The 12,710-nt window shown below is 65.0% G+C and carries 11 protein-coding genes; 7 read left to right on the forward strand and 4 right to left on the reverse strand.

Going from position 1 to position 12,710, the window contains the following annotated elements; all coding sequences use genetic code 11:
* Positions 1-6 precede the first annotated feature (6 nt).
* The 3 genes from MTBLM5_RS05420 to MTBLM5_RS05430 form a co-directional block, all read right to left on the reverse strand.
* On the reverse strand, positions 7-609 hold the full coding sequence (locus MTBLM5_RS05420; protein ID WP_173974759.1) for a 2-hydroxychromene-2-carboxylate isomerase: 603 nt from the start codon (positions 607-609) through the stop codon (positions 7-9).
* Positions 610-620: 11 nt separating this feature from the next.
* A complete protein-coding gene (locus MTBLM5_RS05425; RefSeq protein WP_173974760.1) occupies positions 621-1,289 on the reverse strand; it encodes an SDR family oxidoreductase in 669 nt (222 codons plus the stop codon).
* A gap of 82 nt (positions 1,290-1,371) precedes the next feature.
* Positions 1,372-2,010: a hypothetical protein gene (locus tag MTBLM5_RS05430; RefSeq protein ID WP_173974761.1), complete on the reverse strand. Its 639-nt coding sequence runs from the start codon at positions 2,008-2,010 to the stop codon at positions 1,372-1,374.
* A 170-nt stretch (positions 2,011-2,180) separates the two neighbouring features.
* Here MTBLM5_RS05430 and MTBLM5_RS05435 point away from each other — a divergent pair, with 170 nt between their 5' ends.
* Together MTBLM5_RS05435 and MTBLM5_RS05440 are read left to right on the forward strand one after the other, a co-directional pair.
* Positions 2,181-2,864 (forward strand): HAD family hydrolase, encoded by a 684-nt coding sequence (locus tag MTBLM5_RS05435; RefSeq protein ID WP_173974762.1) that lies wholly within the window; start codon positions 2,181-2,183, stop codon positions 2,862-2,864.
* A complete protein-coding gene (locus MTBLM5_RS05440) occupies positions 2,855-4,864 on the forward strand; it encodes an AsmA family protein (RefSeq protein ID WP_173974763.1) in 2,010 nt (669 codons plus the stop codon). The genes MTBLM5_RS05435 and MTBLM5_RS05440 overlap by 10 nt, the downstream gene beginning before the upstream one ends.
* Here MTBLM5_RS05440 and MTBLM5_RS05445 read toward each other — a convergent pair.
* Entirely contained in the window at positions 4,856-6,046 is a 1,191-nt protein-coding gene (locus tag MTBLM5_RS05445; protein WP_254430920.1) for a D-alanyl-D-alanine carboxypeptidase, read from the reverse strand. The two genes, MTBLM5_RS05440 and MTBLM5_RS05445, sit on opposite strands and share 9 nt — an antisense overlap.
* 202 nt (positions 6,047-6,248) lie before the next feature.
* Here MTBLM5_RS05445 and MTBLM5_RS05450 point away from each other — a divergent pair, with 202 nt between their 5' ends.
* The 5 genes from MTBLM5_RS05450 to MTBLM5_RS05470 all read left to right on the forward strand — a co-directional run bounded on the left by MTBLM5_RS05450 (position 6,249) and on the right by MTBLM5_RS05470 (position 12,556).
* On the forward strand, positions 6,249-6,923 hold the full coding sequence (locus MTBLM5_RS05450) for a hypothetical protein (protein WP_173974765.1): 675 nt from the start codon (positions 6,249-6,251) through the stop codon (positions 6,921-6,923).
* A 169-nt stretch (positions 6,924-7,092) separates the two neighbouring features.
* Complete coding sequence (locus tag MTBLM5_RS05455) at positions 7,093-7,791, forward strand: phasin family protein (protein ID WP_173974766.1); 699 nt, start codon at positions 7,093-7,095, stop codon at positions 7,789-7,791.
* A 153-nt stretch (positions 7,792-7,944) separates the two neighbouring features.
* Positions 7,945-8,277: an ATP-dependent Clp protease adapter ClpS gene (clpS, locus tag MTBLM5_RS05460; protein ID WP_068503584.1), complete on the forward strand. Its 333-nt coding sequence runs from the start codon at positions 7,945-7,947 to the stop codon at positions 8,275-8,277.
* Positions 8,278-8,296: 19 nt separating this feature from the next.
* Positions 8,297-10,588 (forward strand): ATP-dependent Clp protease ATP-binding subunit ClpA, encoded by a 2,292-nt coding sequence (clpA, locus tag MTBLM5_RS05465; protein WP_173974767.1) that lies wholly within the window; start codon positions 8,297-8,299, stop codon positions 10,586-10,588.
* Between the two features lie 507 nt (positions 10,589-11,095).
* Positions 11,096-12,556 carry a DUF6880 family protein gene (locus MTBLM5_RS05470; protein WP_254430921.1) on the forward strand — a complete coding sequence of 487 codons (1,461 nt, stop codon included), beginning with the start codon at positions 11,096-11,098 and terminating at the stop codon, positions 12,554-12,556.
* The last annotated feature ends 154 nt before the right edge of the window (positions 12,557-12,710 follow it).

Below are 12,710 nucleotides of genomic sequence, written 5' to 3' on the forward strand. Positions count from 1 at the left end.
ATCACCCTACCAGCCGCCGCTCTCCAGCCATTCGGCCAGCATGCCCAGCCGGTCGGCGCCCCAGAACCCCTCGCCATCGACGAAGAAGAAGGGCGATCCGAACACGCCGCGGGCGATGGCCGCGTCGGTCTCGGCCCGGCACTTGTCCTTCCATACCGGGTCATCGATGGCCGCCGCCATGGCCTGGGCGTCGCAGGCCTGGGCCGCGCCGATGGCGATGATTTCGGCCTTGGCGGAAATATCGCGGCCGCCCTCGAAATAGGCGGCGAATACGGCGCGGGCGAAGGTCTTGGCCGCAAGCGGATCCGTGGAATCCAGCCACCAGAAGGCGCGGGCGGCCGAGGTGGTCGCCACCGGGAACGGGTCGGGCAGGCGATAGGGGACCTTCATCCACCGCGCCAGGCGTTCCCAATCGTGGGTGGAATAGGCCCCTTTCAGCGGCTGGTCGATCAGTCGCTGGTTGCCCGAGGCCTTGAAGGCCGGTCCCAGCAGCATCGGCTTCCACAGGCAGTCACGGCCGAAGCGGGCCGCCAATGCATCGATCCGGTGGCTGGCGAAATAGGCATAGGGCGACGAGAAGTCGAAGAAGAATTCGATGGGGGCGGGCATCGGGCGTTCTCCTACCAGGGAACCTCGGTGCCATCGTAATGCAGGAACTTGCCGCTGTCCTTCAAGGTGGCGCCACCGATCACCGTGCGCATGCCGGCGACGGCGGTTTGCGCATCCAGCGGCGCCGTCGGGCCGCCCATGTCGGTGCGCACCCATCCCGGCGACAAGGCCAGGGCGATCACGCCGCTGGCCGCCAGATCCACCGACAATCCCTTGATCACCATGTTCAGGGCCGCCTTCGAGGCGCGATAGGCATACGCGCCGCCAGAGGTGTTGTCGGCCATCGACCCCATTTTCGACGACAGTGCCGCGATGATCTTGGGGCCGCACAATTGGTCGGCGAAGGCCTCGGCCATCTTCAGGGGTGCTACGGTGTTGGTGCGCACCACCCGCAGGAAGCCCTCGACATCGATTCCGCCGAATTCCTGGTTTTCGCCGTAGATGCCGGCATTGTTCAGCAAGACGTCGATGGCGGTTCCGGCCAGCGAGCCCTTCAGACGGCGGATCGAGGCTTCGTCGGTGACGTCGGCGACATAGACCTCGGCCCCGCAATCCGAGGCGGCGCGCCCGGACAGCGGATCGCGCACGGTGGCCAGCACCCGCCAGCCGTCCTTGGCATATTGTCGGACGAATTCCAGGCCCAGGCCGCGATTGGCGCCGGTGATCAGGATGGTCGGCATCTCGCGTGCTCCTTATCCTAAAAGACGAAGGGCGGCCGGGGCGTCATGCCGCCGGCCGCCCCCGTACCGCAATGAATGGCGCCTACTTGACCTTGTGGGTCAGGCTGCCCTTGCCGTCGGCGGCGAATTCCACGCCGATGTTGGTCTTCTTGCCACAGGCGTTGAACACCCAGGTTTCCTTCCAGGCGCCCTCGGTCAACATGCCCTTGGCGTCGATCTTGCGCGGCTTGATTTCCTTGTCCAGCTTGCTGTCGACCGGGATGATCTTGGTCTGGTCGGAGCACTTGCCCTTGGCCAGGCTGGCCAGCACGTCGGTCATCACCGCGTCCTGCATGGGCGGGTTGGCCGAGGTGGCGCCCGGCATCTTCAGCTGCATCTGCGGCGGCTGACCGTTGGCTTGCGCCCGCACCAGGATGTTTTGCATGACCGGCGTGCCGCAGCGGCTCATCTTGATGCGGTCCATCCACAGGCCATCGACCGGATGCAGACCCTCGCCGAACAATGCCGGCTTGAAGATGGTGACGGCGGCCCGCTCCATCGGCTTGTGCTCTTTGCACTCGGGCGCCGAGATCGAATCGCCGATGGTGGCGATCTGGCTGACCGTCTTCTTATACGCGTCGCTGGTGGCATAGGCCTGGAAGCGGCGCAATGCCTCGGGGACGCCCTGCTGGTCGGCCGGGGCTTGCTGTGCCAGCGCCTGCGAGGCGGCAAGGGTTCCCATCACAAGCGCAAAGGACAAAACGCGCATCGTCGTCGGTACTCCCAAATCGAAACAGAGGCCGCACCTTACCCTGCTTTTGCGCGCCTGTCACCCGATCGCCCATCCTGACGGTTGGTTGGCAGCCATGCATGGGGTAAGCTACTCGACCCACAAGCTTTTGCGGTCGGTCCATGAGTGAACCACGCCTTGTCGTTTTCGACGTCGACGGAACCTTGATCGATTCCGAGCACAACATCGTTGCCGCCATGACCGAGGCGTGGTCGCACATGGAGCTGGGGGTGCCCGAGCCGTCGGACGTCCGGCGCATCATCGGCCTGTCGCTGGTCGAGGCCTGCTCGGTGCTGCTGCCCTGGGCCACCCACGAAATGCACCGCCAGGTCGCCGAAGCCTATAAAGAGGCGTTCCGCGGTCTGCGCCTGCTGCCCGACAACGAGGAACCGCTGTTTCCCGGCGTCCTCGAGGCCTTGGACGCCCTGGACCAGGCCGGCTGGCTGCTGGGCCTGGCCACCGGCAAGTCGCGGCGCGGCGTGCAGGCCATGCTGGACATGCACGACTTGCACGGCCGCTTCCTGACCATCCAGACCGCTGACGACAATCCCGGCAAGCCCAATCCGGCCATGCTGGTCCGCGCCGCCGCCGAATGCGGGGTCGAACCCGCCAACATGATCATGGTCGGCGACACCGCCTACGACATGATGATGGCCAAGTCGGCCAAGGCGATCGGGCTGGGGGTGTCTTGGGGCTATCATGCCATCGACGAGTTGCAAGGCGCCGGCGCCCATCTGGTGATCGACGATTTCGACAATCTGACCGAGGTCGCGGCACGGCTGATCGGGGCGCCCGAATGCGGCTGAGCACCCTGCTGAAGGTGGCGGTGGTCGGCGGTTTCGGGATCGCCGCGCTGTCCATCGCCGCGGCCAAGTCGCTGGATCTCGGGCGGATCAAGACCCTGCTGGTGGCCGAGGTCAAGGCCGCCACCGGGCGTGACCTGGCCATCAATGGCGGTCTGCGGCTGCGGGGTGGGCTGGTGCCGGCCCTGGTCGCCGACGGGGTGTCGCTGGCCAACCGCCCGGGCGGTTCGCGCGCAGACATGCTGCGGGTCGATCGGGTCGAAGCCGAACTGGCCTTGCTGCCGCTGTTGCGCGGCGACGTCCGCGTGGTCCGGCTGGTGGTTTCGGGGCCGGACATTGTTCTGGAAACGGGGGCCGACGGGATCGGCAACTGGGTTCCGAACCCGCCGCCTGCCGCCGCCGGCAAATCGGACAAGGCCACCGCCCGCCTCAACCTGCGCGAATTCAAGATCAAGAACGCCCGCGTCACCGTGGTCGGCGCCGACCGGGTGGGCGACACCTACAATGTCCACAAATTGTCCATCCAACCCGAACGGCCTGGTGCCGGCCCGGTCTCGATCCAAATGGTCGCCGACCATTCCGGCAAGACCTTCGAACTGACCGGCAGCCTGGGCAGCCTTGCCGGCCTGGGCGACGGCAAGCCGTGGCCGATCCGGCTGAAGGCCTCGGGCCGTGGGATCCAGGCCGCCTTGGATGGCACGTTGACGGCACCGCTGGCCGGCAAGGGCGCGGATATCAAGGTCGGGCTGCAGGCTGACGAATTCGCCGACCTGGCCCGGCTGGCCGGCCGCCATGTGCCGCCGGTGGGACCGTTTCGGCTGAACGCCCGCCTGACCGAGGTCGGCGGCCATCTGGGGCTTGCCGACCTGGATGCCGCGCTGGGTCGACGCGACATGGTGTTTGTGTCGGCCAGGGGGGCGGTGCGCAACCTGTGGCCGCTCCACGGAATCGAGCTGGCGGTGGCGGCGGAAAGCGACAATCTGGCCGGCCTGTCCCGTCTGGTTGGTTTCGATGTCCCGTCGATGGGGCCGGCCCGGGCGTCGGCGCAATTACGCGGAAGCTTGGACGATTGGCGGCTTTTGGACCTCAAGGCGGCGGTCGCGGCCAGCGAGCTCGTCGGCGAATTGGCCTGGTCGGACGGCCGCCTCCCCAAGGTATCCGCCCAACTGAGCGCGACCGCGCTGGCGTTGGCCGACTTCACCACGCCGGCCGTTCGTCCCGGTGAAAAGCTGGAAGCCCGTGGGCCGGTCAAGGGGGCCAACGGCCGGTTGGTTCCCGACTGGCCGGTCCCGGTCGATCTGTTGCGAAGCGTCGATGCCGACATCGCCCTGCATGTCGGCGCCTTGGCGCTGGGCAGCGTGCGGCTGACCGACACGGCGATCGGCTTGCGTCTGGGCGGTGGCCGGCTCGAGCTGGCGCCGATGCGGGCCGGCCTGGCCGGTGGCGCCCTGGACGGGTCGCTGGACCTGCGGACCAATGGGGGCATCCCGTCGGTGGTGGCCTCGCTGCGGGGTATGCATGTCGAGTGGGGGCGCCTGGGCCACGAACTGGGATTGACCGGCAGCCAGGCGGCGCGCGGCGATTTCACCCTGGCCCTGGCCGGACGCGGCGAGGATTTGCGGACGATGCTGGCGGTCGCCGAAGGGGGCTTGGTGGCCGATGTCGGCTCGGGCTTTCTTCCCGGTGGCGACGAACTGCGCTGTGCTGTGGCGCGGGCGACCATCAATGGCGGCGTGTTCCAGACCGAGCGGGGCCTGGCGGTCGAGACAGCGAGCCACGCGCTGCTGGGCGGCGGTTCCCTTGATCTGTCCCATGAAACGGTCGAGCTGACATTGCTGCCGCAAAATCGCGGCGGGCGCGGTCTGATCCTGAGCGGCCCGCTGGCCGAACCGACGCTGTCCTGGCGCGAGACCGCCCCGATCGAGGCGGATGGTTCGGTCTGTCAGGTGGGACGCGGGCAGCTCAAGCCGGCCAAGCCACGGCCGGCCAAGCCGTCACGATGACGGCTGGACCAGCTTGCAATCCTTCTTGGCCTTGGCCAGACGCTTGCACGCGGCACGGGCCTGATCCTCGGTGAAGCCGGTCAGGCGGGCACGGAAGGTGTGGGCCTTGCCGGCCTTGACCTTGTCGATGTCGATGGTCGCCCGCGAAACCAGGCCGCCCAGCTTGGACGCCGCCGCGCTGGCCGCCTGGTGTGCCGGCTTCTGACTGCCGAACGCGCCAACCTGGATCGCCCAATTGTCGGATTCCAGATCGCCCGAGCCCAGATCCTCGCCATGGCGGGTGCCGGCCATGGCCAGGCTCTTGCCGGCGGCCTTGTTCGATTGCGTCGCCGCGATCAGCCGGTCGAGGTCGGCGCGGTCCTCGTCCTCGGCCTGGGCCGAGCGGATTGCGTGGTTGCCGGCTTTGACGCGGGCGAAGCCCTTGTCGAGAATCTGCGCCATGTTGCGGTCACGCCCGGCGGCGGTGTCGCCGCCGAACACCACGCCGACGATGCGGTGGCCGTCGCGCTTGGCCGAGGCGATCAGATTGAAGCCCGAGGCGTTGATATAGCCGGTCTTGATGCCGTCGGCGCCCTGATAGCGCAGCATCAGGCGGTTGTGGGTCGAAATCGGCTGGCCGCGCCACTTGAACTGGCGGGTCGAGAAATAATGGTAGTGGCGGGCATGGTTGCGGGCGATGGCCCGGCCCAGCAAGGCCTGGTCGCGCGGTGTCGAGACCTGGTCAAGATCGGGCAGGCCCGAGGCGTTCTGATAGGTGGTCGCGTGCATTCCCAACTGGCGCGCCTTGCGGGTCATCATGGCGGCGAAGGAATCTTCGCTGCCGCCCAGCGCCTCGGCGATGACCACGGCGACATCGTTGGCCGACTTGGTGACCAGGGCCAGCACGGCATCTTCCACCGAGATGCGATCGCCCGGCCGCAGCCCCAGTTTCGACGGCGCCTGGGCCGCCGCGTGCGCCGATACCGGCATCGTGGTCGCCAGCGACATCCGCCCGGAATCAAGCGCGTCGAACATCAGGTAAAGGGTCATGACCTTGGTCAGCGACGCCGGGTAGGAACGGCGGTCGGGGTTGACGGCGTACAGCACGTCGCCGTCGTCGGCGTCGATGACAATGGCCGCATAGCGGCTTTCGCGCGGCTGCGCGGCGGCAGGCTGCGGCGCCAACATCGTCGCCGCGAACAAAATGAACGACCCAATGGCCGTGGAAATTATCCGGGTTGCCGCCACCGTTGCCGACCTTCCTTGATCATCAGACCCCATCAGGATAGACCGGCACCTTAAAGAAATGATGACTCCCTGTCCAGTTTACGGCGTCATACGCTTGCCATCTTTTCCCGGCATCAGGGTGAGATAAGATGGCCCCCGACCAACAGGATGAGAAACCATGCGCAAGACCTTGACCATCATTGCCGCGGCGATGACCCTGGCCGGAACCCTGTCAGCCTGTGCTTATCGGGGCGGCGACATCGGCGACCCGGTGGTCCGGAAGTTCTATTGGTACTCGTTCCTCGCCGGCGACGATATCGACGAGCACTGCACCGCCGGCATGCCGGACCGGTTCCGGATGGTCTATAACGGGGTCTATTCCGAACAGGTGCGCATCTACCAGCTGGATTCGCTGCAGAAGGTGCTGTCGGTCAAGGTGGTGGGCTCGGGCAATGCCGGCAAGCTCAGCTCGGACGACCTGCTCGGTCCGTGGCGGGCCGAAGAGTCCAAGATCGCCCTGGACCAGGAAACCTATGATCGGCTGGTGGCGTCGTTCAAGGGCGACGGCATGTTCGGCCCGCCGCCGGTCGGCCTGCGCCTGCCGTCGCAATCCTTCTACTGGACGGCGGCGAGCTGCCTGAACGGAAGCTATCATTTCACCGCCTGGAAGCACCCGTCGGATTCCTTCGATCGGCTGGTGTTCAGCAGCAATCTGTTCGCGCTGGATACCACGGCAATTCCGGTCAAGGCCGCCGGTCCCGTCCCGTTCGACCCGCAGCGGGCCGACAGCGCGCGGCGCGGCGAGGTCACCGACTTCACCCTGGAGGTCGGGCCGCGCGGGCTGCGGCGCTAGGGCATTGGTGACGCATATGATTGGTGTCGATGACGCTTATGTTGCACTGCACAAAAATCCTTGACGAAGTGGGCTCGGCTGGGCATTATAACGATGCTGCGCCGCAATATATCCGGTTCCGGGTTGCGGCCGAACCAATCAAGTCCTTTCGTTTCAGGAGCACCAGCAGATGACCACCGCCGCCAAGACCAAGGTTGCCGCCAAGAAGATCGAACAGGCCGTCGCCGCCGGCCAGGAAACCATCGAAAGCGCCGTCAAGGTCGGCCAGCAGGCCGCCCAGAAGGTCGCCGCCGCCGGTCAAGAGACCATCGAGAGCGCCGTCAAGGTCGGCCAGGAAGCCGCCCAGAAGGTGGTCGCCGCCGGTCAGGAGACCATCGAGAGCGCCGTCAAGGTCGGCCAGGAAGCCGCCCAGAAGGTGGTCGCCGCCGGTCAGGAAACCATCGACACCGCCGTCAAGGCTGGTCAGGAAGCCGCCCAGAAGGCCCAGGCCGTCGCCGAGAAGGCCCAGGCCGCCGCTCTGAAGTCTTACGAGGACGCCCAGGTTTCGACCAAGGACGGCATCGACGCCGTCATCAAGTCGAGCGAGATCCTGACCTCGGGTCTGCAGGAAATCACCCAGGCGGTGGTCTCCCTGACCCAGACCAGCATCGAGGAAAGCGTCTCGGTCTCGAAGCAGATCCTGGCCGCCAAGTCGATCCGCGAGTGGGCCGACCTGCAGTCGACCCTGTCCAAGGCTCAGGTCGATCGCCTGGTCGCCGAGACCACCCGCCTGTCCGACCTGTCCTTGAAGCTGATCGAGGACGCCTTCGCCCCGATCACCGCCCAGGTCAATGCCGGCATCGACCGCATGGTCAAGCTGGCCGCCTAGGCCTTTACGCCTTCAAGAAAGCCCGGCGGGGGAACCTGCCGGGCTTTTTTTGTGGCTTTTCCGGCCTTCCTGCCAATGAGGGGCTTTTCGTTCGCCACTTCCGCCCAATATGATAGGCGTATACCTGTGGCCAAAACCCTAGCTAGCGTGATCATGAGCGACAACAAAGACGACCGGCGCAACGAGGACGGACCCCAGACCGGTGTGGTCATCAAGACCCGCCCGAAGACCAAGAAGCCCTCGATGTACAAGGTCTTGATGCTAAACGACGACTACACGCCGATGGAGTTCGTCGTGCACGTCCTGGAACGGTTCTTCGGCAAGAACCGTGAAGAGGCGACGCGCATCATGTTGCACGTTCATACCAGGGGGGTCGGCATCTGCGGCGTGTACACCTATGAGGTGGCGGAAACCAAGGTGACCCAGGTCATGGATTTGGCCCGGCAGAACCAGCATCCGCTGCAATGTACCATCGAAAAGGAATAGCCGCGGAAGGGGTACGGCCATGCTGTCTCGCAATCTGGAGCAAAGCCTGCATCGGGCGCTGGCTCATGCCACCGAGCGCCACCACGAATACGCCACCCTGGAACATCTGCTGCTGTCCTTAGCCGACGACCAGGACGCGGTGGCGGTGCTTCGGGCCTGCAACGTCGATGTCGAACGCCTGAAGAAGGATCTGGTCGAGTTCATCGACACGTCTCTGGCCGATCTGGTGGCGCCGCAAGCGGGCGACCCCAAGCCGACCGCCGGCTTCCAGCGGGTGGTCCAGCGCGCCGCCATTCATGTCCAATCCTCGGGCCGCGAAGAGGTGACCGGCGCCAACGTCATCGTCGCCTTGTTCTCGGAACGTGAATCCCACGCCGTCTATTTCCTGCAGACCCAGGACATGACCCGTCTGGACGCGGTCAATTACATCAGCCATGGCGTCGCCAAGGCGCCCGGCCGCAGCCAGGCCAAGCCGGTGCACGGCGCCGACGACGAAGCCGGCGCCGAGAAGGTGGTCAAGAAGGGCCAGGAGGCGCTGACCGCCTATTGTGTCAACCTCAACAAGAAGGCCAGCCAGGGCAAGATCGACCCGCTGATCGGCCGCGAGCCGGAAGTCGAGCGCACCATCCAGATCCTGTGCCGCCGTTCGAAGAACAATCCGCTTTATGTCGGCGATCCCGGCGTCGGCAAGACCGCCATCGCCGAGGGTCTGGCCCTGAAGATCGTGCGCGGCGAGGTGCCCGACGTCTTGAAGGACGCGACCATCTTCGCGCTGGACATGGGCACGCTGCTGGCCGGCACCCGTTATCGCGGCGATTTCGAGGAACGGCTGAAGGCGGTGGTGACCGAGCTCGAGAATTATCCCGGCGCCATCATGTTCATCGACGAGATCCACACGGTGATCGGAGCCGGTGCCACCTCGGGCGGTTCGATGGATGCCTCGAACCTGTTGAAGCCGGCCCTGGCCGCCGGCGTGCTGCGCTGCATCGGCTCGACCACCTACAAGGAATACCGCAACCATTTCGAAAAGGACCGCGCCCTGGTGCGCCGGTTCCAGAAGATCGATGTCAACGAGCCCTCGGTCGAGGATTCCATCAAGATCCTGACCGGCCTCAAGCCCTATTACGAAAGCCATCACCGGGTGAAGTACCTGCCCGAGGCGATCCGGGCCTCGGTCGAGCTGGCGGCCAAGTACATCACCGACCGCAAGTTGCCGGACAAGGCCATCGACGTCATCGACGAGGTCGGCGCGGCGCGCATGTTGCTGCCCGAATCCAAGCGGCGCAAGACGGTGACCGTCAAGGATGTCGAGGAAATCGTCGCCAAGATCGCCCGCATCCCCCCCAAGTCGGTGTCGGTCAGCGACACCGAGGCGCTCCGCACCCTGGATCGCGACCTGAAGACCCTGGTGTTCGGCCAGGATCAGGCCATCGACGCGCTGTCGGCGGCCATCAAGCTGGCGCGTGCAGGCCTGCGCGAGCCGGAAAAGCCGATCGGCTGCTATCTGTTCAGTGGCCCGACCGGTGTCGGCAAGACCGAGGTGGCCCGCCAGTTGGCCCGTATCCTGGGGATCGAGCTGACCCGCTTCGACATGAGCGAGTATATGGAGCGCCATTCGGTGTCGCGTCTGATCGGTGCGCCGCCCGGCTATGTCGGCTTCGACCAGGGCGGCCTGCTGACCGACGCCATCGACCAGCACCCCCATTCGGTGCTGCTGCTGGACGAGATCGAGAAGGCCCATCCCGACCTGTTCAACATCTTGCTGCAGGTGATGGACCACGGACGCCTGACCGACCATAACGGCAAAAGCGTCGATTTCCGCAACGTCATCTTGATCATGACCACCAATGCCGGCGCCGCCGACCTGGCCAAGCCGGCCATCGGCTTCGAACGCGAGGTCCGCGACGGCGACGACAAGGAAGCGATCCAGCGCATGTTCAGCCCCGAGTTCCGCAACCGGCTGGACCAGACCATTGCCTTCGCCAATCTGTCGCCGGAAGTGGTGGCCCAGGTGGTCGATAAGTTCATCATCCAACTGGAAGCCCAGCTGAGCGACCGCGACGTCCATATCGAACTGTCCGACGAGGCCCGGGCCTGGCTGGCCAAGAAGGGCTATGACCGCCAGTTCGGCGCCCGCCCGCTGAGCCGCGTCATCCAGGAGCACATCAAGAAGCCGCTGGCCGAGGAATTGCTGTTCGGTCGGCTGGCCAAGGGCGGGCTGGTCCGTCTGGATATGGTCGATGGCAAGATGGTCTTCACCTATGGAGACGATGCCAAGTCCGCGCCAAAGGTTCCGGCTCTGGTCGAATAGATCAGCCCCAAAGACTTGACAGAGGACGGGCGGATCGGCATAATATGTCTACAGTGAACGAAAGGGAGGGGTGCTTCCCCTGGTACAGTCTCTAGCGAACCAGTACTTCTAACAACCCCCGGTGGGGTAGGGAATCTGGTCAGGAGGGTGTGTAACGGCATGACGCCGCCGGGTAAGAAGAAAGGGGATGTCGCCTAGGATGACGTCTCTGAGCTTTGACAATTCGGAGTTCCTGTATCGGCATCTTGCCGAATGATCGGGCCGCGTGGCCCACACAAAGACGAAAGCCCCGCGACGAGCGCTGATCCGCCCGCGGGGCTTCGCTTTTGTCCGGCGCAATGAAATTTGGCTCCTCGACGCCTCACGTCGATTTGAAGAGTTCGCCGAGGGGCGCGGCGATCAGGTAGATCATGGTTATGAAGGTGCGGACGTTGCGGAAGCCGCACGGGCTTTCTGGTGCAACCTGCAAATCAGGGCTACGTTGGGAGGGATATCCGTGTTGCTGGAATGGAATCGGAGATGGCTTCCAAAACCACGTTGAGCGTCAAGAACCTGGAAGCCCTGGGGGCCGAGCGTCTGGCCGAATTGCTGATGGAGATCAGCACCGGCGATGCGGCGGCCAAACGCATGCTGCGGTTGGAACTGGCGGGGGCTCAAAGCCCGTTCGAATTGGCGAAGGAGGTGCGCAAGCGCCTGACCACCGTTGCCCGCTCGCGATCTTTCGTGGATTGGCAGGGCGTGCGTTCCCTGGCTAATGACCTGGACATCCAGCGCCGCGCCATCGTTGAAACGGTGGCCAAGGCCGACGCCAAAGAGGCGTTGGATCTGCTGTGGCGTTTCTTGGCCCTGGCCAGTTCGGTCTATCAGCGATGCGACGACAGCAACGGTGTTGTCGGAGACGTCTTTCGCGCCGCCTGTCCCGCCATCGGTGATTTGGCGCTGAAGGCGAAAATGCCCCCTGAACGTCTGGCCGATCAGGTTTATGAAGCGTTGATCGCCAATGATTACGGTCAGTTCGACGGATTGATCGGGATCACCGCACCGGCTTTGGGGAAAGATGGGCTCGCCCACCTCAAGCGGCGTATGGTCGAATTGTCCAATACCCCTGTTCCCCGTCCGGCGGATAAGGATCGGGTCAAGATCGGCTGGTCATCCTCCGGCCCCATTTACGAGGATCAGATCGCGGAAAGCTCCCGCGCCAGTACGGTGCGCTATGCCTTGCAGGAAATTGCCGACGCCGAAGGCGACGTGGAGGCCTTCATGGCGCAGTATAAGCCGGAAGCCCGCAAATTCCCGCCGGTTGCCGCCGAGATCGCCCGCCGTTTGCTGGCGGCGGGCCGGGCCGAAGATGCCTTGCGGATCATCGAAGAGGCGGAGCACCGTAAGTCACGTCTCTGGGATTGGCCGGATGTGGAGTGGGTGGACGCTCGCATCGACACCCTGGATGCTCTGGGGCGGGGCGACGATGCTCAAGCCGCCCGCTGGGAGTTCTTCCTGCAATCCCTGTCGCCCGAGCATCTGCGGGCCTATCTGAAGCGCCTGCCCGATTTCGACGATGTGGAGGCCGAGGACAAGGCGCTGGACCATGCGCAACAGGCACCCAACCTGACTCATGCTCTGGCGCTTCTGGTGTCGTGGCCCGCCTTGGATCGGGCGGCCGCCATGGTGCTGCGGCGGGCGGGGGATGTGGATGGCGACCGCTATGAGGTTCTGCCGCAAGCGGCGAAGGCGCTGTCCGCCCGCCATCCTCTGGCGGCGACGGTGCTGCATCGGGCACTGATCGACTTTGCCCTGACCCGCAACCGCACCGGCCGTTACAAACACGCGGCGCGGCACCTGCTGGAATGTTCCAGCCTGTCGTCCGCCATCGACGATTTTGCGGTGTTCGAGGCGCACGATGCCTATGTGACCCGCTTGAAGCGGGAGCACGGCAAGAAGTCGTCGTTCTGGTCGCTGGTGACGCTATAGGGGGGCTGCGAAATGTATTGTTGACCGGATACATTTGGCGACGCACCTTACGGCGCACGCTCCCTTTAGTTGATACATTTGTGGCTGCCCCCACTATCGAGGCTGCATGTCGATGGTCAATGGCAGGACGCTCTAGATGTGAAGTCGCAGGAGG

Origin of the sequence: Magnetospirillum sp. LM-5 (assembly GCF_902729445.1) — a bacterium.
Classification (GTDB): domain Bacteria; phylum Pseudomonadota; class Alphaproteobacteria; order Rhodospirillales; family Magnetospirillaceae; genus Magnetospirillum.

Excerpts from the sequence above, each read along its gene's own strand:
- MTBLM5_RS05455 (WP_173974766.1), top strand. The coding sequence starts at position 7,093 with ATGACCACCGCCGCCAAGACCAAGGTTGCCGCCAAGAAGATCGAACAG.
- MTBLM5_RS05440 (WP_173974763.1), top strand. The coding sequence starts at position 2,855 with ATGCGGCTGAGCACCCTGCTGAAGGTGGCGGTGGTCGGCGGTTTCGGG.
- MTBLM5_RS05425 (WP_173974760.1), bottom strand. The coding sequence starts at position 1,289 with ATGCCGACCATCCTGATCACCGGCGCCAATCGCGGCCTGGGCCTGGAA.
- MTBLM5_RS05450 (WP_173974765.1), top strand. The coding sequence starts at position 6,249 with ATGCGCAAGACCTTGACCATCATTGCCGCGGCGATGACCCTGGCCGGA.
- MTBLM5_RS05430 (WP_173974761.1), bottom strand. The coding sequence starts at position 2,010 with ATGGGAACCCTTGCCGCCTCGCAGGCGCTGGCACAGCAAGCCCCGGCC.
- clpA (WP_173974767.1), top strand. The coding sequence starts at position 8,297 with ATGCTGTCTCGCAATCTGGAGCAAAGCCTGCATCGGGCGCTGGCTCAT.
- MTBLM5_RS05435 (WP_173974762.1), top strand. The coding sequence starts at position 2,181 with ATGAGTGAACCACGCCTTGTCGTTTTCGACGTCGACGGAACCTTGATC.
- clpS (WP_068503584.1), top strand. The coding sequence starts at position 7,945 with ATGAGCGACAACAAAGACGACCGGCGCAACGAGGACGGACCCCAGACC.
- MTBLM5_RS05420 (WP_173974759.1), bottom strand. The coding sequence starts at position 609 with ATGCCCGCCCCCATCGAATTCTTCTTCGACTTCTCGTCGCCCTATGCC.
- MTBLM5_RS05470 (WP_254430921.1), top strand. The coding sequence starts at position 11,096 with ATGGAATCGGAGATGGCTTCCAAAACCACGTTGAGCGTCAAGAACCTG.